This is a genomic window from Occallatibacter savannae, from assembly GCF_003131205.1.
In the GTDB taxonomy this organism is placed as follows: domain Bacteria; phylum Acidobacteriota; class Terriglobia; order Terriglobales; family Acidobacteriaceae; genus Telmatobacter; species Telmatobacter savannae.
In genome coordinates this window covers 313,026-336,513 of record NZ_QFFY01000005.1, presented here as the reverse complement: position 1 = coordinate 336,513, position 23,488 = coordinate 313,026, and the positions used below count along the sequence as shown (strand labels likewise).

Genomic DNA, 23,488 nt, shown 5'->3' with positions numbered 1-23,488 from the left:
CTTCCGGCATTCTTCTTTTTGAGGTGTTGTCGCGGATACGTCGAGTCAGGCCTCTGCGCTCCGGGCTGCTGCGGCGATCTCGCGCAGCTCGGGTAGAACGCGCCCAAGTGGCATGGCAGCCGCCTCGCGCCGCCGCCCAAGGGCGAAGTACACGTCCTTGTAGAGCGTGTAGAGTCGGTCGTACGTTGCCGCCGCTTGGCGGTCCGGATCAACTGTGCGGAAAGGCAGGCAGACTGCGGCCTGCGCCTCTTCCACTGTCTTGTAGATCCCCGCGGCAAGCAGGGCCATGATGCCCGATCCAAGGCTGGTGGGGATGCCTGCAGGAACCAGCACTGGCTTGTTCAGCACGTTGGCATAGATTTGGTTGAGGACTTCATTCTTCTGCGGAATTCCGCCGGCGTTGATTACGCGGTCGACGCGCACTCCGTGCTCCGCCATGCGCTCGAGGATAATGCGCGTGTGAAATGCCGTTCCTTCGATGGCCGCGAAGAGTTCGTCCTGAGCAGTGCTCACCATGTTCCAGCCGAGGGTGACGCCGCCAAGCTCCGGATTAACGAGCACCGTGCGGTCTCCGTTATCCCAACTCAGGCGCAGCAAGCCTGTCTGTCCGGCTTTGAACGACTCAAGTCCTTTCGACAGATCGTGTACCCGCGTTCCAGCGCGTTGCGCGATAGCCTCGAAGATGTCTCCGGTTGCGGAGAGTCCGGCCTCAATGCCGATGTAGTCGGGATGAACGCTGCCCGGCACCACTCCGCACACACCGGGTACGAGTTGAGCATCACGGGCAATGCCGATGATGCAGGTCGAAGTTCCTACTACGTTGACCACATCGCCTTCACGAATGTTCGATCCGATGGCATCCCAGTGGGCATCAAAGGCGCCGACCGGGATGGGAATCCCGGCGCGAAGCCCGAGTTTCTCAGCCCATTCAGGCGATAAATGTCCGGCGATTTTGTTGCTGGTCTGATAGTCGCCGCCGAGTTTGGCGCGGACGCCCTTAAGCAGGGGGTCGACCGCAACCAGGAAATCTTCGGGTGGCAGTCCGCCCCATTTCGGATTCCACATCCACTTGTGGCCCATCGCGCAGATACTGCGTTTTACGTCGTGCGCGTTCTTCACGCCGCTCAGCGTGGCCGCCACCATGTCGCAGTGCTCGAGTGCCGTGGCAAACGCTTCGCGCTTACCGGGGTTATGGCGCAGCCAGTGCAGCAGTTTGGCAAAGCCCCATTCATGCGAGTAGATTCCGCCGCACCAGTCGATCGCCTCGAGTCCCATCTCGTGCGCCTTGCGCGTGATCTCTTCGGCTTCAGCGTGCGCACGGTGATCGCACCACAGGTAGTACTCGTCCAAGGGCTCGAGATGCTCGTCTACTGGAATGACGCTCGATCCTGTTGTATCCAGAGCGATCGCCTGTACGGCGTCGCCACTGATTCCCGTATTCGCGAGCACGTCCCGGGTGGCCACTGCCAATGCTGCCATCTGGTCAGCGTGCGATTGAGTTGCAAAATCTGGATCCTCACGCCGACGGTGCAGCGGGTAGGATGCCGACGCCGTTCCCGCAGGACCACATTCACTGTCTACTAATGTCACGCGCACGCTTAACGTGCCGAAATCCACTCCGGCTACTACAGCCATTTCCTGCTCCTGCGGTAAACGCTTTCCTGCTTGTCGACCAGACTACACCAAGCACCGGGGCGCGCAAGGAGCCTCCATTTTGCTCACTTGTCTCCGAATTTGGGCAGCATGCTCCGAACGCGCCCCAGCCATCCTTTCTGACCAGGAGCGGGCTTTGACTGGGCGTTGGGAGCGGGTTCTGCGGAACGAGATGCCGAGCCTCCGCCTGATTCGGATGTGCCTTTGATCTCCTCCGGCGCAGCAGGAGAGGATGGCTGCACGCCGGACAGATCGTGGATCGGCTTGTTCTGTTCGACCGGCACGCCTGGCTGGTTCTTAACCAGAATGGAGATGCGGCGGTTCGATGCATCGTACGGATTTCCTTTCACCCGCAGCAACTGATCAGCGTAGCCGCGCACCTGCGTGACCTGATCTGTTCGGACTCCATCCTGCTGCATAAGGCGTCGCGCCGCGTTGGCGCGGTCCGCGGATAACTCCCAGTTCGAGTAAGTGGCAGCCTCCAGGTAAGGTGCTGCATCGGTGTGTCCCTCGATAAGAAGGGAATTTGGCAGGGTCTTCAGTTCGCTGGCAAGAAGGGCCAGCAGTTCCTGTCCGCTGTCGCTCAGACGCGCACTGCCGCTCTGGTAAAACGTTCCGTTTCGATCCTCCAGCAACTCAACGCGCAGCCCTTCAGGGGTGATGGTGATCTCAATCTGCTTTGAAAGCTTCTCGAGATCCTTCTTTGCTTTGATCTGCTGTTCGAGCTTCTCTTTCAGCTTCTGCATGTCCCTGGCAGCTGCCGCACTGACGGCTTCGCCTGTTCCCGTCATTGTGGTTCCCATCAGCGATGCCGTTCCCTTTGGATCGTTGAAATAGCCGGCGACTGCTTTCTTGATTTTTTCGCTCGAATTCATCAGCCAGAGCACGATGAAGAGCGACATCATCGCCGTGACAAAATCGGCGTAGGCCACCTTCCAAGCTCCGCCATGATGCCCTGCGTGCTTGCTCTTCTTCTTGATGACGATGATGGGCGCTGTCTTTGAAGCCATGCCGCGCCCTCAGGCTGCCTTCGTTGCAGGCGCTTCGCCCTGCTGCTTGCAGAACTTCTCCATCTCGTCGAAGGTTGGCCGCACACGCGCAGGGATGGCGCGCCTCGCCATCTCGACGGCGATGATAGGCGCCGAACCCTTCAGAAAAGCCAGCAGCAAGACGCGCAGCACATGCAAATACTCATTGTGCTCCTCTGCAGCTTTCGTCATGTTGGCGCTGAGCGGCCCGACGAGCCCGTAGCACAGCAGCACGCCAAGAAAGGTTCCCACCAGTGCTGCCGCCACCTTGTGTCCGATCTCTTCGGGCGGTCCTCCCAAGGCACCCATCGTGATCACCACGCCGAGCACTGCCGCGACGATTCCAAGTCCGGGCAAAGCATCTGCCACGGTGGTGAGCGCGTTGACCGGCTCCGTCGCCTCGTGGTGATGGACCTCCATATCCAGCTCCATCATTTGGTCCATGTCAAACGGATCGACGCCACCGGTGATCGCCATGCGCAGCGTATCGCAAACGAAACTCAACGCGTGATGATCACCGAGAAAGTCAGGAAAAGCCTTGAAGATCGCACTCTCATTGGGCTTCTCCACGTCGCTCTCCACACTCAGCAGGCCTTCCTTGCGGACCTTGTTCAGGAAGAGGTACATCATCTTCAGCAGGTTCAGGTAGCGATCTTTCGTGAGTTTGGAACCTTTCAGAACGCCCATCAAGCTCGAGACGATCCCTTTCAGGATGTGCATGGGATTGGCGATCAGCAAACTGCCCAGTGCGGCGCCGCCTATGATCAGCAGTTCAGCCGGTTGCACGAGAACGGGCAGGTGTCCCTTCTCCATCAGGAACCCTCCGACCACCGCGCCGAACACAAGAACAATGCCGATGATTGCGAACATTACCCTCTCCCCTGTGCACATGAAACATGGTTTCCGCCTGAATGAATGCTGTTCAGCATGGCGGATTGCGCTCGTTCCAGAAGCGAAGAGAGGGGCACACCCGATTCAGCCTGTGCCGCACCGATGCTCACGGTAAGGGAAACGCGATCGCCCCACCAGCGGAACTCCGCAGTTCGGGCCAGGCCTGCGAGCGTCTGTGCGTGACTTGCAAGGGCGGCTGCATTGCGCTCGTGCGAGAGCACCAGGAAATCACTTGAGCCCCACCGGCCGATCTCCTCAGTCGGCTTGAGCCCGCTGGCAAGCGTGCGTTCGATGCTCTCAAGCATTGCCTCACACGCGCGCAAACCATGGGTACGGCGCAGTTCAGCAGCCTGGTCAACGGCGATCCATATCACGCCAAGCGGCAAATCTCCGCGATCGAAGTCCTCGTGCAGGCGCGTCAGACGGTCTTCCAGCTGCATCTGGCTTTCGCTGATCCTTGCGTCGTTTGAGTCTCCGTGCGGGAGGGAATCAATGTTGTCCGCCGGATGGAACAACACAGCCGAGCCGATTCGGCTTCCCATCCCGTCTCGGAGCGTCATCACGCGCGCGAAAACCTGCAGTTCGTAACCCAGTGCGTGCCGCATCCGGACCATACTTCCGCGATCATGCGATGCTTCGATATCTGTAGCACGGACCCACCGGCTGGCCCCACCAACCACCATCAGGTCGAGCAGGTCACGAACCGGCCTGCCCATCACATCTGCGCTGCCATACCCGGTAATCGTCTCCGCCGCACGATTCCAGTACGCCAAGCCCCCACCGATGTCGGCCAACACAGCTCCCTCGGCCAGAGCGTCGAGAGCTGATTCGAGTAGAGTGGTGCGATCGGCAGGCACGGGTTCCTTCCACTCCGTTCATCGGCGCAGGAGAAAAGGGAATTAGCACGATAGAGATCGGAACGGCGATTAGAGTAGGGGTCGAGGAATCAGTTGAGAACCGAGGATGGGGAGTGAATCTGAGGTCAAAACTGAAAGCCCAACGAACATCCGGGTATTCGTAGCAGCTACTTACCGTTGACGGAGGCAATGCCTTTCATGGGCAGACGCACCTCGAATCGCGTATTGCCCGGCTCGGACTTCACATCGATCTTGCCGCCGAACTTCTGCGTCACGATGCGGTGTACGATTTCGAGTCCCAGGCCAGTTCCAGCCCCCTGCGGCTTGGTTGTAAAGAACGCCTCGAAGATTCTTGGCAGAACATTTGCAGGAATCCCAGGCCCATGATCGGTCACGCTTACGGCCAGCCAGCCGGGGTCATTGGCCTTCCCGGTTGCTGGCTCGGTCCAAGTGGCGATTTCGATGCGCCCCTGTGCCGGAGAGGCGTCGGCGGCGTTGTCGATGAGATTCGTCCAAACCTGACTTAGTGCCGATCCCCGCGTTTGAATCACGGATGGAAATGCCTCGAAAGTCTTCTCGACTGTAATTTGCTTTACGCGCAGTTTGTGTCCCAGGATCGTGATCGTGCTCTGCAGGCTGTCGTGTACATCCAGTTCTTTTAACGGAGAACGGTCATCGTACGCAAACTTCTTCACAGCCATTGCCAAGTCGGAGATGCGTGAAATGCTTTCCTCGATCGAGCACACGAGCGACACGCTCGACACCAGCGCGCCCAGCCAATTCAGAGTGTCTGAAAAGCTCTGCGCATCGAAGAACTCCCGCGCACACTTCAGCTCCTCCTGTTCAAATCCCATGGATACGAGCGCGGGAGCAATGTTGAAAGCATTCTCGACGCCGGACTCCTGAAGCCACTCGCCGAGCCTTTCTTCTTCATCGGCCTGCTCGATAGAACTGAGCGCTCTGCACTGGCAGCCTTTCACCGCATGTGTGAGCAGCCTGTGCATGCAGTCGAGTTGTTCGGGGGTTTTGGATCTCTTGGAGGAGCGCAGGCTGAGGTCTTGCAGCTTCAACATGTTCTCGCGCAACTGCGATGCCGCTCGTTTTGCTGCCGAGCCGGGATTGTGCAACTCGTGCATCAGTCCTGCTGCCAGTGTGCCGAGCGATACGAGTTTCTCGCGATGCAGTGCCTCTGCCTGATAAGCGGACAGGCGGGCTGCCATGTCCGCAAGGATTACCTTGCGCGCTCCGGGGCAGCACGACATCAGTTGCCAGAACTGCTCGCCGCTGAAGCGCACCAGGGTCGAATCTTCAATGGCGGTGATCAGGAAGGCGGCATGCGATTTGCCGGTCAGAAACGGAGTCTCACCGAAGCCTTCGCCGCTCTGCGCTGTTCCGACAGTCGTTCGCGAGCCATCCGGCTCCACGCGATCAGCCTGGCACTTTCCGTGTAATAGCAACCAGTAGAACATCGACGTGTTGCCGGGCTCTGTCAGCGTCGCTCCGGCCTTCGCTGTGATGCGTTCTACGGCGTCGATTCCCTGGAGCGCATCGATCGAGGTCGAAGAAAAGGGACGGGTCTTCGTCAGTTCTCCTGCGATTTGCCGAAAGGCAATCGAGTCGACAATGATGCTCTTTCCGCCCTCGTTCATGTTTGCTGCTTCGTTCTCCATCTAGAATCCAGCGAGGTATTGATGCGCGAACTGCACCGCGATCGATCCCTCCCCCACGGCCGACGCCACTCGCTTGACAGAGCCGTGCCGGACATCCCCGGCCACGAAAACTCCGGGAACGCTGGTCTCGAGCAGGAACGGACCGCGATTTTCCTTCCATCCGCCGACCGTTTTGCCGTCCTGCATCAGATCGGGTCCGGCCAAAACAAACCCCTTTTCGTCGCGCAGGATACTGTCAGGTAGCCATTCCACACCCGGCTCCGCACCGATAAATACAAATAATGAGTTGGTGTTTACGCAATACTCGCCTTTCGGCCCCCGCAAGCGCAAGGCCTCAAGCCGCTCTTCGCCCTCTGCCGCGATTACCTGGGTTTGCGTCTCCACCGAGATATTGGATGTGCGCTCGATCTCATCGATTAAGTATTTCGACATAGTCGCCGAAAGACCGGTTCCCCGGACGAGCATCGTGACTTTCCGGGCAAATTTGGCGAAGTGCAGAGCCGCCTGCCCCGCGGAGTTGGCGCCGCCAACGACAAAGACCTCTTCGTCCCTGCAGGAGGTGGCCTCAACCAGCGCCGCTCCATAGTAGATTCCCCTGCCGGTGAGCCGGTCGGAGCCGGGAATTCCAAGCTTTCGCCACTGAACTCCGGGGGCCAGCAGCACCACGTGCGAGGAAACCTCGCGTCCGTCCGCGAGTTGAATGAACCTGTATTGACCGTCGATGCGCAGCCCGACCGCCCGCTGGGTGACGAATTCGGCCCCGAACCGCGCAGCCTGTACATGAGCGCGGCGGCCGAGATCGGCGCCGGTGATGCCGGAGGGGAAACCCAGATAGTTTTCAATCCGGGAACTCGACCCGGCTTGTCCGCCAGGCGCCTCGGGCTCGATAACCAGTGTTTTGAGGCCTTCGCTTGCGCCGTAGACAGCCGCGGCGAGTCCCGCGGGACCGGCACCCACCACGACCATGTCGTAGAACTCCTGCGTGGCATGCGTGCTCAGGCCAACCTTGGCAGCCACAGCGTCAGGGTTGGCCTCCGACAGGGCACTGCCGTCACCGAACAGAACCACGGGCAACTGATCCGTCTTGAGTTGCCTGTCGCTCAGGACCTTCTGCGCCTCCTCTGACGTGGCCGCATCCATCCAGCGGTAGGGCACGTGGTTGCGCGAGAGAAAGTTGCGCAACTTGTAGTCGGCGAGAGCCCACCGATTCCCGATGACACGCAATCCTTCAAAAGGCGGGCGGTACCCGGCCTTCCAGTCATCCAGTAGGTCGTTCAGAACCGGATAGAGCTTTTCCTCCGGCGGATCCCAGGGCTTGTTGAGGTAGTAGTGAATCCGGGCGGTATTGATCGCCTGGATAGCTGCCTCTGTATCCGCGTATGCGGTCAGCAGGACTCGCTTCGCCTCCGGATAGACCTCCCGGGCACGTTCGAGGAACTCTACGCCCGGCATTCCCGGCATCCTCTGGTCGCTCAGCAGGAGCGCAACGGGCTCCTCGCGAGCTTTCAACTGGCTGAGGGTGTCCAACGCAGCCTGCCCGCTCGCCGCCCGCATCACGCGGTAATCTGCGCCATATTGCCGCCGGAGGTCCTGGACAACGGCCTCCAGCACGCTTACGTCATCGTCAACTGCCAGTAGATTCGGCCTCGCCATCTTCTTCCCAGTCTAATGTTTCAGCCGAACTCAATCGGCTTTTGTTCCGATCAAAGCTGCCGCGCTGGACGCGATCAAAACGGTCGCAATTTAGCTTTCAATAAACCACACTACAGGTACCTTGTGCCAAAACGGTAAACAGGATGAGCGGGCAACCCGGAAGGATTCTCCGTGACGATTTGTCACTTGGGCGGTACTCTAAGTTTCGGGGTATTACTAAGGTGCAGGTACCCTTGAGCAAAGAGAGTGACGAAAGTCCTGTGTATGATTTCCACTGCACCTAGTGGGAGTTTTCCCCGACGTTTTGAGGGGCGTCTGCCGATAACCGAAGTGAGGCAGAAGAAGCACCGCCCGATGTTTGGCAGCACCCGGCCCGTGAGAGAAGGGAAGCCGGTTTCGGCCCAAAGTTGACGTTCTACAGGCGATGAGGCGCAAAACATGAACAAAGTCATTCTCGCGGATTCACAGGCAATTTTCAGAGCGGGGACAGCCAAGGTCCTCGCAATGGACGAAGATCTCCGGATCATCGCCCAGTGCACCGACCTTGACAGGATGATGCATGCGATTACCACGTTCCCTGGCTCCATCGTGGTGTTTGCCGCATCGCTCCGACCCGATATGGCCCGTCTGCGTACGCTTCTGGAAGCCTCCAACAGCCGCGGCATCGTGATCGCAGAGAACACCGAGGCGGCGTCCAGCTACCTGCAGCAGGGCTTCCGCGGCGTGGTCTTCCGCAATGTAACCGGACAGGCCCTCGTTGAGTGCGTTCGCCGTGTGGCAGCGGGCGATACCTGGGCTCCCCCGCAGCTTCAGCTCCCCGATTCCCCCGAAGAAGATATGGTGGGTACACGCGTTCGCGACCGTCTTACGCCCAAGGAAATGCGCATCGTGGCGCTCATCGTTCAGGGCTGCAAGAACCGCGAAATCGCCTTGCGCCTCAAGACGACCGAGCAGGTCATCAAGAACTACCTCCGCTCCATCTACGACAAGACCGGCGTCAGCGACCGTCTCGAACTGGCTCTGTTTACCATTCATCACCGCGTGCTCGCCCAGGCGGCGGCGGAAGTGGGAAGCAAGCTCGAGGCCGAGATGCAGCAGGCTCCGGCTCCCGTAGCGTCAAACTCGCCCGCGCTCGCTCAGTCGTAGTCAACCTACGTCAAGTTGCATCGACCTAAAAGAGGCCGCTGATCCACTCAGCGGCCTCGCTGTTTTCTCCTATGAGCACCTATTTTGACTGGAACTCGGGCTCGTTGGCCGAGGGGCTACACTGCTACCGGACAGGGCAGTTCTTTGAAGCTCACGAACACTGGGAGCTTGTATGGCTCACCCTGGCTGAGCCGGAGAAGAGCTTCCTGCAGGCCCTGGTGCAGATCTCCGCCGCGTTTCATCATCTCGGCCGTGAAAACCGTATCGGCGCGATTTCGCTGCTGGCGCGTTCACTGCGGCGTCTCGACGCAAGCCCGGCTGCCTTCTGCTACATCGACGTCGAGTCTCTTCGTGAGCAGGTGCGGAACTGGCTCGGAGCACTGCGCGAGGGAGAAGAACTCCCGGGCGCAGTGCCGGACTTCCGGGTCATTTCAGGCAGCTGAGATCTTTCCAGGCCTTACGGAATGGTGATCACAACCTTACCGACCTGCTGATTCGACTCGAGGTATCGGTATGCCTCGACGTATCCTTGTACGCGAACGACTTCGCAATCTTTGGAACGAAGCGGCCGTCGGCGAGTCTATCGTAGACGTACTTCCTGGCGATTTCGAGGCGCTCGGGGACTGACGTGATCGCCATGAGCGTGTAGGCCCGCAAGATGCATGCGTTCCGGAAGGACTCGCGAATCGGGAAGGGTGTTGGCTGCATGGAGAGATTGCCGTAGACGAAGATCTGTCCCTCATTGGCTGCGGCCGCGGCGAGCTTCTCGACGAACGGTCCAGCGACTGGATCGAAGGTGATCCGCACGCCTTTGCCGCCGGTGATGTCCATGACGCGCGATACGTAATCCTCTTCTTCGCTGGCGATCACGTGATGAGCTCCGAGTTCGAGCAACTCGGCTTTCTTTGTCGAGCGGCGCGTGACCGCGATGGCTGTGGCTCCAGCATCGCGAACAATCTGGATTGCGGCGAGTCCGACGCTTGAAGACGCCGCGGGTATGGCGACGTAGTCTCCCTTCGTCACGTTCCCGTAGAGCACCAGTGCGCCATAGGCGGTGAGGTATTGCATCCACACCGAAGTTGCCTGCTCTGCGGTCAGGTTGGACGGATACTCGGTGACGGCGCGGAGCGGCACGAGTGCCTGCTCGCCCAGCGTACCGTACTGGTTCATCGAGAATCCGGGGATTGTTGCAGCTTTTTTACCGACCCAGGCCTGATCCACGCCTTCGCCAACGGCATCTACAACGCCGGCAACTTCGTACCCGATCCGGGCCGGCAACTTCGGCTGCTCCAGATACTGCCCGCGCGTAAATAATGCCTCTGCGCGGTTCAGTCCCGCCGCCTGCACACGCAACCGCAACTCGCCTTTTCCGGGCTGCTGGGGCGCGGCATCTTCGATCTTCAGGACTTCAGGTCCACCAAGTTCATGAAAGCGAACAACTGTCGGCATTCTTCTTCCTTCCTCCGCGCCTTGGATGAAGCAGAGAGGCGGAGGGTGCGGTTCATTCATGAATTCTTCGATGAAATGGTGGTTGTCCCGCGGTGGCGTTGAGCAACGTAACAAAAAGGTCCCGAGCTAAGCGGGACCTTCACGAACAATTGCTTTCCCTGGGCTCTAGATTCCTACCCGTGACGGCGCCGAGCCGAGTTTTTCAGCGACGCTTTTGGCCTGTGTAAACAGCAGCAGGTAATCCGGGCCGCCGGCCTTTGAATCCGTGCCGCTCATATTGAATCCGCCGAATGGATGGGCGCCCACCATCGCCCCTGTGCACTTGCGGTTCAGGTACAGGTTGCCGACATGGTATTCGCGCGTCGCCACATCCAGAGCCTCACGAGAACCTGTATAGATGGCGCCTGTGAGTCCGTACTCCGTATTGTTCGCGACCTTAAGAGCCTCTTCGAATCCATTCACCTTGATGATCGCCAGCACCGGTCCGAATATTTCTTCCTGCGCGATCACTGCATCGGGAGCGATATCTGCAATCACAGTCGGCTCGATGAAGAAGCCGCCCTCGGCGTTCTCGACGGCTTTTCCACCCGCGACCAGGCGGCCTTCCCTCGTGCCGATCTCGATGTAATTGAGAATCGAATCCATCGCCGCTTTGTTGATGACTGGCCCCATGTTCGGGTTGATAGCAGGATCGCCGACCTTCAGCGCTGCGACCTTCTCTCTCACTCGTTCGACGAAGACGTCATAGACCGGAGCGTCCACGATCGCACGCGAGCAGGCGGAGCACTTCTGACCGCTAAACCCGAAAGCACCCGCGACGACGCCATCAACCGCTGCATCGAGATCTGAATCCGCCATCACGACAGTTGAATCCTTGCCGCCCATTTCCAAAATGGTGCGCTTGATCCAGATCTGTCCCTTCTGGTGCTTCGCCGCGCGCTGGTGGATTTCGAGCCCCACATCACGCGAGCCTGTGAAGGCGATGAACCGCGTCTTGGCGTGCTCGACAATTGCGTTCCCGAAGCTTGCTCCAGATCCAGGGCAGAAGTTGACGACGCCGCCGGGCATTCCTGCTTCTTCCAACACCTCGATGAACTTCGCTGCGATTGTGGGCGAGTCGCTCGATGGCTTCAGGATGGCCGTATTCCCCGTAACCACAGAAGCCACAGTCATACCGGCCATGATCGCGAACGGAAAATTCCAGGGCGGAATGACCGCGCCCACTCCCAATGGAATGTACATCAGCTGGTCGTGTTCGCCCGGAAGTTGAATCGGGGTCTCAGATTTGGCAAGCCGATGCGCCTCGCGCGCGTAGAACTCGAGAAAGTCGATTGTCTCTCCAACGTCGGCATCCGCTTCCACCCAGTTCTTGCCTACTTCGTAGGTGAGCCAGGCGCAAAACTCAAACTTCCGATCCCGGATGATCGACGCAGCGTTTAGCAGCAATGAGGCACGCGTCTCGACGGAAGTCCGGCTCCACGTCTCGAACGCCTCCAAGGCCGCCTGCATTGCCTTCTCGGCGTGCTCGGCTCCCGCCTTCTGGTGGATCCCAACGACCTGCGAGGGGCGGGCGGGGTTCAACGACCTGATCTTCCCGTCGGTTCTCAGGCGGTGTCCGCCGATGATGAGGTCGTACTCGTGTCCTAGACGGCTCGCCACAAGATCCAGCGCGGCCTTCATTTCGCGGGCTGTCTCAGGATCTTTAAAGTTGGTAAACGGCTCATTGCGGAACTCGCCCTTGGGCGAGCGCGGCTGTATCTGGGTGGGGAGAGTCACAGTTGCCATAGCGAAAACGATTGTAGTCCTTCTGGGTGGGGGTCGGTGCGGCCGGAGCCGCCTGTCATTGGACTCACCAACTCGCAGTGGAGAGGCTTTTTCTAGAGCCCGCCGACGCTGCGTCCAGGTACGTATGGCTCGTGCCAGAGCCTCGGGCGGAACAAAGCGTCCCGGTTCGGTGTGTGTCGGAACTGATCGCCCATGATCTGCCCTGCCGCCTGCCGCGCGAACAAAATTGTTACATTCGCGAAACTAACTCTCCCGGCCAGGGTTGCTAGTTAGGTACCTCGTCCGGTTTGAGTTCGCTGTAACCGAGTCTTGGCACAAGAGCATTCGGCGACGACAATGCTGGCGGTCCGGTCGATCTAGAACCAGCGCATCGCGCGAATTCTGTGAGGGAAAATGTCACCCCTGTCGGTTTTGAGCTCTCCGCGCACGGTCTCCTGCTCTTTGATTTCACGTACTCAGCAACTGGCTCAAAGCCGCCGATGGAAGTCGAGCAGCTCGGCGCTCGCTGCCCTCGCCCTGGTTCTCGCCTCTTCGTACGGCAGTGGTCAACAACCATCACCCATTCCCAACTGGACCCCGTCCTCTCCGGGCACTTCGACAGGCCAGTACAACCCCAACCAGGCGTACGGCTACGCCAAGCAGCCGTCGGATCAGGCTCAGGTGGAGCAGCCGCCCGCGTACGAGCAGCCGCCCGATTATCCTCAGCAAAACGAACAGCCGCAGTACCAGCAGGCGCCGAGTGATCAGCAGCAGTATGCGTACGCGCCTGCTCCAGACCCGAATTCGGACCAGACCTGGGGAGTTCCCGACCAAGGCCCCGCTCCGAACTATCAGCCACAGCAGGCCCTCACTCCCGATCGTCTCGAACAGTTGCTCGCGCCGATCGCCCTGTACCCGGACAACCTTGTCTCGATGGTGCTGGCGGCTTCCACATATCCTGCAGAGGTGTCATCGGCAGATCAGTGGCTGCACATGCAGGGTGGAGCGCCCCCGGAGCAGATCGCAGCCGGGGCAAACGCCCAGACCGGGTGGGATCCCAGTGTTAAGGCCCTGACAGCTTTTCCCCAGGTTCTCGACATGCTCGCGGAGAACCTGCAGTGGACGACGGACCTTGGCAACGCTTATTACAACCAGCCCCAGGACGTAATGCAGAGTATCCAGGTCCTGCGTGGTCGCGCTCAGGCTGCCGGTAATCTGCAGCAAACACCTCAGCAGGAAGTTGTTGTCGACCAGGGCGAGATCCAGATCGCGCCGCCAACTCCGGAAGTAGTCTACGTTCCGCAGTACGACCCATGGGTCGTGTATGGCCGTCCGCTAAACCCATATCCCAGCTTCGCTTGGGTAGGTGGATTTGGTGGCCCTTACATTGGCTGGAGTTCCGGTGTTTACCTTGATGCGTTCGCGGCGCTTCCCTTCGGCTGGCTCGGCTGGGGTCTCGACTGGACCGCTCACGCAATTTTCTTCGGCGGCGATGTCTGGTGTCCGCACGGTTTTGTCGGCCGTGATTGGGGCTTTGAGCACGGTGGTGCTCGCTACTGGGGCTATCACGGCGAAATGGCCCGGTGGCGCGAGCGCGGCGGTTGGGGCCGGCGCGATGGATGGGGTGGCCGCGGATGGGAAGGGCACACCTTCCGCTCCGGTCTGGACCGCGAGCGTCTGGGTCACGGCGGTTACGACGGCGGTCGTTGGGGACGAAACGGGGGGCACGACGGAGGCAGTGGCTGGGGTAATCGCGGCGGCTATGGCGGCCAGGGCGGCTCATGGGGCCACACCGGCGGCGGGGGCGATGGAGGGTCGTGGGGCCACAACGGCGGTGGCCAGGGCGGCTATGGCCATAACGGCAACGGTGGGCAGGGCGGATCCGGCGGCCAGAATGGCGGCGGCTCGTGGGGCCATAATGGCGGCGGCCAAGGCGGGAACGGCGGTCAGAACGGCGGAAGCTGGGGCCGAAACGGAGGCGGTCAGAATGGAGGCTCCGGACGCGGCGGATATGGGATGCCGAGCGGAGGCTCTTACAGCCACGGCGGAGTAGAGAGCCGAGTGCCCAATGGCAGGACTCTAGGGTTCGGAAATGGTTCCAACGACGGGTACGGCCAACACGGCTACAATCACGGGCCTCAGCCGATCGGGCGTCCCCAGCAACCGTATGGGGCATACGGTCAGCAAGCCTGGAATCACGCTCCCCAAGTCATCGGGCGTCCGCAGCAGCCGCAATATGGGAGTGGCCAGTCCGTCGGACATCAAGGTTATGGCTACTCGGCTCCGCAGCATGTCTACGGCGGCAACTATGGGCGGCAGAGTGGCGCCTATCCAGGGATGTATGGCTCGCGTCCCAGCATGGGTGGCGGCCAGCAGTACCGGATTCCGGGTTCCGGCTACAACTACGGCGGACGCTCGAATGGGTACGGCGGATCATCGAGCATAGCTCGAGCACCGTCCAGCGGCGGCTTTTTCGGCGGCGGCGGACACTCCTCGGGCAGCTTCGGGGGAGGCGGTTTCAGAGCGCCCAAAGCCCCAAGCTACAGCAGCCACTCCTGGGGTGGAGGCGGTTCACCCTTTGGCGGCGGTGGCGGACGCTCGTGGGGTGGTGGCGGTGGTTCGCACTTCGGAGGCGGCAGCAGCCATTCCTTCGGTGGTGGCGGAGGCCACTCTTTTGGAGGCGGCGGTGGAGGCCATTCTTTCGGGGGTGGCGGAGGACATTCGTCCGGCGGCGGCGGTCACTCCGGCGGCGGTCATCACCACTAATCAAAAACTCCTTCGCACAAGAGCGGCAGATCGATCTAAGTCTGCCGCTCTTCTCTTTTTGATTAGCCGCGCGCGGAATAGTGAAGATCGACGAAGCCGTTCCGGTACGCTCTGACGTTTTGCAAATCCAACCTCTGCTCGTTGACGAGATTTCCGACAAATCTCAGGCCGCTGCCCAGCAACACCGGTGCTATGGTCAGCCTGACCTCGTCTACAAGGCCGCGTCCCAGAAAGCTCTGCGACAGTATTGCTCCGCCCACGATCCAGACATTTCGGAACCTTGGTGCGACCTCGGTGTCGAGAAAGGCCTTCACGTCTCCTGAATGGAACTCCACGCTCGGTCTGGCCGGCTGCAGTCGTCGCCTTGTGAGCACCAGGCAGGGAGTATCGCCGTAAGGCCAGCCCAATTCCAACGCGTGTTCGTAGGTACGTGAACCCATGACGTAGCAGTCCACGCCTTTCACAAAGGCGGCTATCTCCTCCTCCGCGATCGAGACACCCGCCTCATACACGCCTGAGCTGTCTTCGAGCCAGGACACGCTGTTGTCTTCCCGCGCAATGAATCCGTCCAGGCTCGAGACAATATGCAGCGTCACCTCGGGGCGAGCTTGGTTCTCTGTCACAGTTCGTGCACCTCTAAGCGATATAGGCTCTCCGGATCTTACGACTGGGCGATCGCCCTCTGCACATCATCAATCAGCGCCCACACTCCGATTCCGATCCCGCGGGCCATCTGCGCGAGATCGGCCATATTGTGCGCGAGGAACACAAATGCCGATTGGTCAGTCGGGTCAGCCTCCCACCATCCTCCATAAGCGCCGGGCCAGGTTACGGTTCCAGGATTGCCGCGCCGAAACATGTCCGACTCGTCCTGCTCGAGCACGACAGAGACCCCTAACCCGAACCCGCGACCAACCGCAAACGGTTTGCGTCCAAGGAACACCGAGTTCGCGCGCTGCTCGTGCGTCAGCTGGTTGGTCATCATCTTCCGCAACGTCGCAGGCCGAAGCAGGCGAACTCCATCCACTGCGCCATCACCCAGAAAAAGCCGCGCGAACTTCAAGTAGTCGTCGAGCGTAGACCACAGCCCCACCCCGCCCGACTCGTACGCCATTTCTTTTGGCCGCTCCTCGACTACCACGCCGCCCCACGTTGCACGTTTCATCAGCCGACCCTGCTCGTCGAAACCGTACGCTGAGGCGCGGCGTTCCCGCTTCTCCGGAGGGACCCAGAAGCCAGTGTCCGTCATTCCGAGCGGCTCAAAGATGCGATGTAGCAGTACCTCGCCGAGATGAAGGCCCTCGATCCGCGCAACCAGCAGACCCAGCAGGTCAGTGGAATTCCCGTAGTACATGGCGCTTCCCGGCTGCGCAACAAGGGGCAGCTCTGCAAGGCGGCGGATCCACTCGTCGGGCTCAACGTGACTGTCGATGTCTCCGCCGAGCCTCTCACGATAAGCAGCTGATAGGGGGCTGCGGTGTGGATCTCCGTACGTCAGCCCCGAGCGATGCGTCAGCAGATCGTCAAACGTGATCTGCCGATTTGCCTCAACTGTCTGGTCCAACGGACCGTCGGGCCTCAGGAGCACCCGCATTTTCGCGAACTCGGGCGCAACGCGCGCGATTGGCTCATCGAGGGCAATGCGCCCCTCCTCCACCAGAATCAACGCCGCAACCGAAGTGATCGGCTTGGTCATGGAGGCGATCCGGAAGATCGTGCCCCGTTCGATCGGCAGCTTTCTCTCAATGTCGCGCCAGCCGGCAGCGGCAAAGTGCGTCTGTCCCGCGCGCAGTACCAGCAGAGAGGCTCCCGCAACCTGACCCTCGGCGACACTTTTGCACAGAATTTGTTCCAACTTAGAATCTCGTTGCATTGTGATCGTTCCTTTTTATAGATTACATATAAAATAATTCTATTATAAAATCAAGCGAAATGACCGAACCCGAGCAAACGCCCCCTCAGCCGCCCAGAACTAAAGGTGATAAGCGGGAGCGCACTCGCGCTACCCTCCTCGAAGCCGCTCGCCAGCTGATCCGGGAAAAAGGCCACGACGGCGCAACCCTCGAAGCTATAGCCGAGCGCGCTGGAATGACTACTGGCGCTATCTACGGCAATTTCAAGAATCGCGAAGACCTCTTCATCGCCCTCGCGCAGGCCTATTGGGCGCCTATCAAGCCGAAGGTAAAACCAGGAGCGACGCTTGCCGACCTGATGCGCGCCGTTGCCGACGCCACAATTGCGGCAATCTCCGAGCGCGAGTCTGTCGTTGTCGGTCGACTCACCGGCATGGCCTACGCCATAAGCAACGAAGAGATGCGCCAGCGCGTACTCGCCGTTACGCGCGAAAGCTACGCGTTCGGCGAAGAGTGGATATCCTCTGTCTTGGCGCCTGACCAGCTTCCCATGTCGGCTGGCCAGTTTGTGCGCGTGCTGCACGTCATGATCGAAGGCTTTACCTTTCAGCGGCTCCTGACTCCCGAGCTCATCTCCGACAAGGTGATCCGAGCGGCCTTCGAGGCTCTTGCGAAGACTTTATGAGGCTGTTCCCGGAAGTAGGTTGATTACCGGAACATTGTCATCAACTCGGATATGTACATCGCATCATCCGCAAAGGTGAACGTTCCCTCATCGATCACTTCGCGAGCAGCATGCAGAAATGCGGTAAGCGCAGCTCTGCTGAATCCCGATCCAATGCTGATCCGGCGCGCGCCTAGCTCTCCCAACTCCGACACGGTAAGAAGATTTGCACCTTTCAATCCCATGAGCACATTCACCGGCTTCGTCACGGATGAGCAGGCAGTTCTGATGTCCTCCGCCGATGTCAGGCCCGGCGCATACAGCACGTCGGCACCTGCCTTCTCGTATGCCTGAAGCCGTCGAATCGTGTCGTCCAGGTCTGGCCGGCCGTGCAGGTAATTCTCAGCGCGCGCGACGAACATAAACGGGAAGGGAAGCGCACGCGCCGCCTGCGCTGCTGCGGCAACCCGCTCAACAGCATGATCGAAATCGTAGATCGGATCCGTCCCGGTTCCCGTGGCATCTTCAATCGATCCGCCGACGAGTCCTGCTTCTGCCGCAAGCCGAATCGTCTCTGCCGCATCCTCTGGGCGGTGTCCATATCCGTTTTCCAGGTCAGCCGCCACCGGCAGATCGGTAGCCTCTACGATGCACCTTGCGTTGCTCAGCGCCTCAGCCCTGCTCACCGCCCCGGTTCCATCCTTTCGCCCGAGAGAGAAGGCCAGCCCAGCGCTTGTGGTCGAAAGCGCTTCGTACTTCAGACTTGTGAGAATACGCGCCGATCCCGCATCCCACGGATTACCAACGACAAACGGCTTATTACGCTCATGAAGCTTCTGGAAGAGAACCGCCTTTTCGGCCTGGCTGATCATGGGAACTCCGGGATCGAAATTGGATAGAGCACGCTTTTCGGAATCATAGCTTCGAAACCTGCGCCAAACGGAAACGCAAATCCGGAAACCAAGTGCTGCAGATCGTCTCGCATCTTTTGCGCGTGAAAAGCCTTTGCTGATCGGCATACAATTGCAGGCCAAGGCACGATCTGGAACCCGTTCGCGCGTTCTGCGTACAAAGACCCCGCCAGACCGGCAATTCGATTTCGATATCTTTGCAGTCTTTTGCGCTTCTGGAGGCACGGGATGATCCGCACCGGAGCACTACTCTTACTCGCTCTCTCTTTGACTCCTGCTGCTCAAGCAGGCGAACGCGTGAGTGTGTCGCAGCTCGAAACCATTCTCGCGAAAGCAGGCGCGGAACCAGACAATGGTTTGGCCTCGCGTCTTTCAGCGCTTGAGCTGACTGAGCGCTTCAGCACCACGCGTCTTCAGCACTGGACGCCATCACTTCCCGGCGCTCGTTCCGTGCGGGCTCTTATCGGACTGGCGGATCGCTCCGCTTTTCTTTCGCCGCCACAGGAAGAGCTTGCCGCGACCGCCGTGCCCGACATTGCCGAACAGCGCCGCATCATGAATTTGGTCGCAAAGTACGTCGGCAAATCCATTCCCCAGCTGCCCCGGTTCTATGCCTCAAGAACGGTCACGCACTTCGAGGATGATCCGTCCGCTACCCGCTCTGGTTCCTGGGCAGATACTGATTCCCTGCGCCCTGTTCGCATCTCCAGAAATGCTGTTCTGTATCGTAACGGCGAAGAGGTTGTCGAGCCCGGCCTCTTCAAAGTGAACGCTCAGATTCCGGAAGCCGCCAAGTCCAATGAAGCCGGACTTCGCACCTGGGGAACATTCGGGCCGATCCTCGGTCTCGTCCTCGTTGACGCGGCCCAGAACAAGCTTTCGTTCGCCCGGTGGGAACGCGCTGGATCGGGCAATGCAGCCGTCTTCCGTTACGAAGTGCCCAAAGCGCGATCGCATTATGAGGTCCGCTACTGTTGTGTAGCGTCTTCGTTCGGCCTGGAGAGCAAACCCTTCTCTGAGATGAGCGCCTACCGCGGCGAGATCGCGGTCGATCCCGCTACGGGCGTGATCGAGCGCCTCAGCATCGAGGCGGAACTTGAAAAGGGCGAGCCAATCTCTCGCGCGGCTCTTGTTGTCGAGTACGGTCCAGTCGAGCTCGGCGGCTCTATCTACGTCTGTCCGACGCGTAGCGTGTCGATATCGCTCGCACAAACTCTACGCAAAACCCAGGATTCTACCGGCCGATCGTGGACGGTGATGGGACCCGAGCAACTCCTGCTTAACGATGTTAGCTTCTCGCAATACCATCTCTTCCGCTCCGACGCGCGTCTTCTCAGCGCCGATGAGGAGCGCGCTGCGGGACTTGCTCCGGACGCAACTTTGCCTCAGCCTGATCCTGCCGAGATGCTGCCAGCGGAAGAAGAACTTTCAGACAGCGCGAAACCTTCGGCTGCGGTGGTGGCCGCGAGTTCCGATCAGGCAACTCCAGCACCCGAGGGCGATACGCAGGAGATCTCGACTGCAAAAGCCGCACGTCTACCCGACCGTCCGGAGCAGATACCCGATCCAAATGCGGACGGGCCTCAGTCAGCCGAAGCTACCCTCCGCGTGAATACACGTCTGGTCGATGTGAATGTCGTTGCACTCGACAAGAAAGGCCATCCAATTACCGATCTCAGGCCGCAGGACTTCGAGGTCTACGACAACGGCGTGACGCAGGACGTGCGGTCATTCATGCAGACCACTGCAGAAGCGGTCCCGAAACAAGCCGCAGCTAGTTCAACTCCTTTCAAGGCCGAGTTTTCAAATCACGCTGCGCCGGATCTGCAGGCGCGAACCCAGGAAAGCTCTGTTGTCCTTCTCATCGATCCGAGCAACCTCAGCTTTGGTGACTTCACTGACGCACGCCAGCAGATGCTGCGTTTTTTGCGGACCGTCGCGCCGAGCGAACGGGTAGCTCTTTACGTGATGCGGTACCACAGTTACCTGGTTCTCCACGAAGCGACCACCGATCACGAGGCACTGGCTGAGCAACTCGCGCACTGGAAACCTGATGGACAGGACGTAGCCAATGCGCAGGATGAAGAGAAGCGCAACCGGCAGCAGATCGAAACGGTGCGGAGTCCGGAAGATCACTTGAGCGTGAATGGAAACTACACGATGGATTCGGCTACGCAGCAGGAGGCGCAGGACCCCAAGCTGCGTGAGCTCGGCAGCCGCCCTGGCCCGAATGCGCTCGGGCTTCTCGTCGAAGTGGCGCACCATCTCGCCGCGGTACCAGGCCACAAGAATCTGATCTGGGTCACGAGCGACAACGCGCTCGCGGACTGGAACAAGCTTTCCTACAACATCGACAAGGGCAGCAAATACATCGAACCCATCGCTCTGCGCGCGCAGGAGGCTCTGAACAACGCGCACGTGAGCATCTATCCGCTCGATGCTTCGCGGCTTGAAGCAAACGTCGTGACCGCCGACATTGGTCGCCGAAACGTTGAACTCACGCCAACGTATCAACGTCCTCCCTTTCTTGAACGCGAATTGGAGGGAACGGAGGAAAAGGCTGGAGTTGACACAAATCCCCTTATCCAGAACCGCAACTTTGGCAACGGCAGTCGGCTCGCCGCCTCGCTCGAGCAGGACATTCATTCCATCCAGGGCGTTTTTCGCGAAGTAGCCGATGCAACCGGTGGCCATACGTTCCGACGCTCCGGTAACATCATCGGCGAACTCAATGCCGTTGTGGCAGACGGCCACGCGACGTATCTGCTCGGCTTCTCCCCAAGCCAGCCCGCGGATAATCAGTACCACATGCTAACTGTGAAATTGGTCGGCCATCGCGATGCGACACTCCGGTTCCGCTCCGGTTATCAATACGACAGGGAGGCCGCCAATCTCAAGGAACGATTCGCGCAAACGGTCTGGCAGCCGGTCGATGCGAGCGAAATCGGAGTGACAGCAAAGCTCGTCAGCGACACCGAAGGCGAAGCCCTCCGGGTCACAGTCGCCGGGTCGGATCTGGCGCTCAAGCAGCAGAACGCGGTCTGGGCCGGCAAACTCGATATCTTCCTCGTGCAGAGAGACCAGGAATCTCTTCGCGCCAAGGTCTCCGGCCTCACAGTCGGGCTTCACCTCAAGCCCAACACGTATCAACGCGCAATGACGCAGGGGCTCACGTTCGACCAACGGATCGAGTCTAAGCAGATGGAGGGCTCACTACGCGTGGTGGTGGTTGACGTCACCTCCGGCCGCATAGGGTCCATTACGGTGCCGTCTCGCGCGCTTGTAGCTGCTCGCTGAAGTGGCATTGCATGTCAGAAAGGCCGATAATCGAGGAGTGGAGGTCTCGCTGCCATGGTCGCAGTAGAAACAGGTGGAATCACAGTCTCCTCGGGAATGAAGATGCGCGCAGCGATGGCCCTTGCCGTCGTTGCCGATATTCTGCAAATGGCCCTCTTCCCACTCTTCATTGAAGGCGGGGTCTCTCCAGTCGACGATGTCCTTGATCTGGCGATGGCTGGAATTCTGACGTATCTGCTTGGCTGGCATTGGGAGTTTGCGCCTTCCTTCATTGGCAAACTCGTGCCCGGCGTAGATTTCGTCCCGCTCTGGAGTCTGGCGGTGGGCAACGTTTGGCGGAAGTCGAAGCACATCGAAGCGAACGAGCCGTCCCGGTATCCGGCTCCCGTCATCGAAGGCGAACCGGTCCGCAGGAAGTGAAGGACTCCGTTCCGAACAGGCACGGGCCTAGTGGCGGTAGAACGGCAGCACAATGAGAAACGCTACTGCAATTGCCGCCAGGATTGCGAGCGCAATCAGGCTGTAAATCAGCTTCAAATTGACGCCTTGCATTGGTGCTTCGGGATCGTTGCTCTGGCCGGGTTTCGGTCTTTTCTCATCACTCATACTTCAAGGACTCCACCGGGTCCATCTGTGCCGCGCGTGTTGCGGGCACAGTTCCGAATACGACACCTACCGCTGTCGCAGCTGCCAACGCGATCACTACCGACCACATCGAGATCGGCAGGGGATAATCCGAGAACAACCGGATGGCGAGCGGCACTGCTAAGCCAACGAAACAGCCGACCAGGCCACCCGCGAGCGAGATGATAACCGCCTCCGCCAGGAACTGGAGCTTGATCTCGCGATACGTTGCGCCGAGCGCCTTGCGTATACCGATCTCGCGGATGCGCGAGCGCACGTTGGCAAGCATGATGTTCATGATGCCAACACCGCCTACCGCAAGCGTGACGGCAGCGACCATCACCAGTACGGCGATCAGGGCAATTGAGATTCGATCCGCCATGGCAAGCAATTCGCGGAGGTCGAAGGTTTTGTAGACGGAATTCGGACGGTGCCGTGACTGAATGATGCTCTGTATCTCTCGCGTAGCGTCGGGCACCTCATCCATGCTGCGGATCGTGAAGTAGATCTGCTTCACGTTGTCGGTTCCGGTAATGTAGCGCGCCACAGAGAACGGAATCAGAATCGTCTGGTCGGCGATCTCCGTTTCGCCGAACGTATCGACGCTCTCCTTGAAGGTTCCGATGATCGTGAACGGAATTCCCTGGATCGCGAACTGCTTTCCGACTGCCTCTTCGGAACTGCCGAACATCTCCCGCGCAAATGGAACGGTCACAACCGCGCACTTGATGTGTGCATTTTCGTCCTGCTCGTCGAAGAAGCGACCGGTAAGCACGATGAGATTGCGTACGTCGCGGTACTGCGGGCTCACGCCAAGCACCAGTGTGTCCTTGACCACGCCCCCGCCGAAGCTGATGCGATCGTGTGATTCCAACACCGGGGATGAGGCCACCACACTCGGAACCTGAGCAAGAACGGCTCTTTCGTCGTCGCGAGTGAGGAAGTCGTTGTATGACACTTTCTCCGCGCCTACCGCTCCCCCGCCGGAGTATTCGACTTCGACCTGATTTGTGCCGATCTTCTGAATCTCATTCAGAATGAACTGTCGCCCCGTGAGCCCGATCGTTACCACCAGGATGACCGAAGCCGTGCCGATTACCATGCCCAGAGCTGTCAACGCAAAACGCAGCTTGCTGGCAGCGAAGCTGTCAATCGCGAGCTTCAGGATCTCGCTCAGCATCATGGTGCGGCGAGCGCTCAGCAGCGTTTCCTGGAACGAGTTGTGACGAGCCTGGTCGAGGACTGGATTCATTCTTTCCTAC

General features: G+C 59.6%; 19 protein-coding genes. 6 read left to right on the top strand and 13 right to left on the bottom strand.

What is annotated here, in order from left to right; all coding sequences use genetic code 11:
• Positions 1–45: 45 nt before the first annotated feature.
• From DHV10_RS19420 to DHV10_RS19395, 6 genes are all read right to left on the bottom strand, one after another.
• Positions 46–1,635, bottom strand: a complete 1,590-nt coding sequence (locus DHV10_RS19420) for a ribulokinase (RefSeq protein WP_109488048.1) — start codon at positions 1,633–1,635, stop codon at positions 46–48.
• Between the two features lie 83 nt (positions 1,636–1,718).
• Positions 1,719–2,663: a flagellar motor protein MotB gene (locus DHV10_RS19415; protein ID WP_109488047.1), complete on the bottom strand. Its 945-nt coding sequence runs from the start codon at positions 2,661–2,663 to the stop codon at positions 1,719–1,721.
• 9 nt (positions 2,664–2,672) lie between these two features.
• A complete protein-coding gene (motA, locus tag DHV10_RS19410) occupies positions 2,673–3,551 on the bottom strand; it encodes a flagellar motor stator protein MotA (RefSeq protein WP_109488046.1) in 879 nt (292 codons plus the stop codon).
• On the bottom strand, positions 3,551–4,429 hold the full coding sequence (locus DHV10_RS19405) for a sensor domain-containing diguanylate cyclase (RefSeq protein WP_109488045.1): 879 nt from the start codon (positions 4,427–4,429) through the stop codon (positions 3,551–3,553). The genes motA and DHV10_RS19405 overlap by 1 nt, the downstream gene beginning before the upstream one ends.
• Before the next feature lie 167 nt (positions 4,430–4,596).
• Positions 4,597–6,099, bottom strand: a complete 1,503-nt coding sequence (locus tag DHV10_RS19400) for an ATP-binding protein (RefSeq protein ID WP_109488044.1) — start codon at positions 6,097–6,099, stop codon at positions 4,597–4,599.
• A complete protein-coding gene (locus DHV10_RS19395) occupies positions 6,100–7,752 on the bottom strand; it encodes a response regulator (protein ID WP_109488043.1) in 1,653 nt (550 codons plus the stop codon).
• A gap of 438 nt (positions 7,753–8,190) precedes the next feature.
• On the opposite strand from DHV10_RS19395, the gene DHV10_RS19390 reads away from it, so the two are divergent.
• The gene (locus DHV10_RS19390; protein ID WP_109488042.1) at positions 8,191–8,898 is read left to right on the top strand and encodes a response regulator transcription factor; all 708 of its coding nucleotides are present in this window, start codon (positions 8,191–8,193) and stop codon (positions 8,896–8,898) included.
• 104 nt (positions 8,899–9,002) lie between these two features.
• Complete coding sequence (locus DHV10_RS19385; RefSeq protein ID WP_204101475.1) at positions 9,003–9,341, top strand: DUF309 domain-containing protein; 339 nt, start codon at positions 9,003–9,005, stop codon at positions 9,339–9,341.
• A 28-nt stretch (positions 9,342–9,369) separates the two neighbouring features.
• Here the strand turns inward: DHV10_RS19385 and DHV10_RS19380 are convergent, their stop codons facing one another.
• Positions 9,370–10,347: a zinc-dependent alcohol dehydrogenase family protein gene (locus DHV10_RS19380; protein WP_239461938.1), complete on the bottom strand. Its 978-nt coding sequence runs from the start codon at positions 10,345–10,347 to the stop codon at positions 9,370–9,372.
• Between the two features lie 165 nt (positions 10,348–10,512).
• On the bottom strand, positions 10,513–12,132 hold the full coding sequence (gene pruA, locus DHV10_RS19375) for an L-glutamate gamma-semialdehyde dehydrogenase (protein ID WP_109488040.1): 1,620 nt from the start codon (positions 12,130–12,132) through the stop codon (positions 10,513–10,515).
• 441 nt (positions 12,133–12,573) lie between these two features.
• Here pruA and DHV10_RS19370 point away from each other — a divergent pair, with 441 nt between their 5' ends.
• Entirely contained in the window at positions 12,574–14,877 is a 2,304-nt protein-coding gene (locus DHV10_RS19370; RefSeq protein WP_162601690.1) for a DUF3300 domain-containing protein, read from the top strand.
• Positions 14,878–14,939: 62 nt separating this feature from the next.
• On the opposite strand, the gene DHV10_RS19365 is transcribed toward DHV10_RS19370, so the two are convergent.
• Both DHV10_RS19365 and DHV10_RS19360 read right to left on the bottom strand, forming a co-directional pair.
• Entirely contained in the window at positions 14,940–15,500 is a 561-nt protein-coding gene (locus tag DHV10_RS19365; protein WP_239461937.1) for a dihydrofolate reductase family protein, read from the bottom strand.
• Between the two features lie 38 nt (positions 15,501–15,538).
• Entirely contained in the window at positions 15,539–16,732 is a 1,194-nt protein-coding gene (locus tag DHV10_RS19360) for a serine hydrolase domain-containing protein (protein ID WP_204101474.1), read from the bottom strand.
• A gap of 77 nt (positions 16,733–16,809) precedes the next feature.
• Here DHV10_RS19360 and DHV10_RS19355 point away from each other — a divergent pair, with 77 nt between their 5' ends.
• The gene (locus tag DHV10_RS19355) at positions 16,810–17,415 is read left to right on the top strand and encodes a TetR/AcrR family transcriptional regulator (RefSeq protein WP_109488037.1); all 606 of its coding nucleotides are present in this window, start codon (positions 16,810–16,812) and stop codon (positions 17,413–17,415) included.
• Positions 17,416–17,438: 23 nt separating this feature from the next.
• On the opposite strand, the gene DHV10_RS19350 is transcribed toward DHV10_RS19355, so the two are convergent.
• On the bottom strand, positions 17,439–18,266 hold the full coding sequence (locus DHV10_RS19350; protein ID WP_109488036.1) for an isocitrate lyase/PEP mutase family protein: 828 nt from the start codon (positions 18,264–18,266) through the stop codon (positions 17,439–17,441).
• Between the two features lie 336 nt (positions 18,267–18,602).
• Between DHV10_RS19350 and DHV10_RS19340 the strand changes: the two genes are divergently transcribed.
• A complete protein-coding gene (locus tag DHV10_RS19340) occupies positions 18,603–21,602 on the top strand; it encodes a VWA domain-containing protein (protein WP_162601689.1) in 3,000 nt (999 codons plus the stop codon).
• Between the two features lie 54 nt (positions 21,603–21,656).
• Entirely contained in the window at positions 21,657–22,022 is a 366-nt protein-coding gene (locus DHV10_RS19335; RefSeq protein WP_109488033.1) for a hypothetical protein, read from the top strand.
• Between the two features lie 27 nt (positions 22,023–22,049).
• Here DHV10_RS19335 and DHV10_RS27290 read toward each other — a convergent pair whose 3' ends face one another.
• Entirely contained in the window at positions 22,050–22,208 is a 159-nt protein-coding gene (locus tag DHV10_RS27290; RefSeq protein WP_162601688.1) for a hypothetical protein, read from the bottom strand.
• Positions 22,201–23,478 (bottom strand): ABC transporter permease, encoded by a 1,278-nt coding sequence (locus tag DHV10_RS19330; RefSeq protein WP_109488032.1) that lies wholly within the window; start codon positions 23,476–23,478, stop codon positions 22,201–22,203. The genes DHV10_RS27290 and DHV10_RS19330 overlap by 8 nt, the downstream gene beginning before the upstream one ends.
• Positions 23,479–23,488 lie beyond the last annotated feature (10 nt).

Coding starts and splice junctions, on each gene's coding strand:
- DHV10_RS19420 (WP_109488048.1), bottom strand. CDS start 1,635: ATGGCTGTAGTAGCCGGAGTGGATTTCGGCACGTTAAGCGTGCGCGTG.
- DHV10_RS19415 (WP_109488047.1), bottom strand. CDS start 2,663: ATGGCTTCAAAGACAGCGCCCATCATCGTCATCAAGAAGAAGAGCAAG.
- motA (WP_109488046.1), bottom strand. CDS start 3,551: ATGTTCGCAATCATCGGCATTGTTCTTGTGTTCGGCGCGGTGGTCGGA.
- DHV10_RS19400 (WP_109488044.1), bottom strand. CDS start 6,099: ATGGAGAACGAAGCAGCAAACATGAACGAGGGCGGAAAGAGCATCATT.
- DHV10_RS19395 (WP_109488043.1), bottom strand. CDS start 7,752: ATGGCGAGGCCGAATCTACTGGCAGTTGACGATGACGTAAGCGTGCTG.
- DHV10_RS19390 (WP_109488042.1), top strand. CDS start 8,191: ATGAACAAAGTCATTCTCGCGGATTCACAGGCAATTTTCAGAGCGGGG.
- DHV10_RS19380 (WP_239461938.1), bottom strand. CDS start 10,347: ATGCCGACAGTTGTTCGCTTTCATGAACTTGGTGGACCTGAAGTCCTG.
- pruA (WP_109488040.1), bottom strand. CDS start 12,132: ATGGCAACTGTGACTCTCCCCACCCAGATACAGCCGCGCTCGCCCAAG.
- DHV10_RS19355 (WP_109488037.1), top strand. CDS start 16,810: ATGACCGAACCCGAGCAAACGCCCCCTCAGCCGCCCAGAACTAAAGGT.
- DHV10_RS19350 (WP_109488036.1), bottom strand. CDS start 18,266: ATGATCAGCCAGGCCGAAAAGGCGGTTCTCTTCCAGAAGCTTCATGAG.
- DHV10_RS19335 (WP_109488033.1), top strand. CDS start 21,657: ATGGTCGCAGTAGAAACAGGTGGAATCACAGTCTCCTCGGGAATGAAG.
- DHV10_RS27290 (WP_162601688.1), bottom strand. CDS start 22,208: ATGAGTGATGAGAAAAGACCGAAACCCGGCCAGAGCAACGATCCCGAA.
- DHV10_RS19330 (WP_109488032.1), bottom strand. CDS start 23,478: ATGAATCCAGTCCTCGACCAGGCTCGTCACAACTCGTTCCAGGAAACG.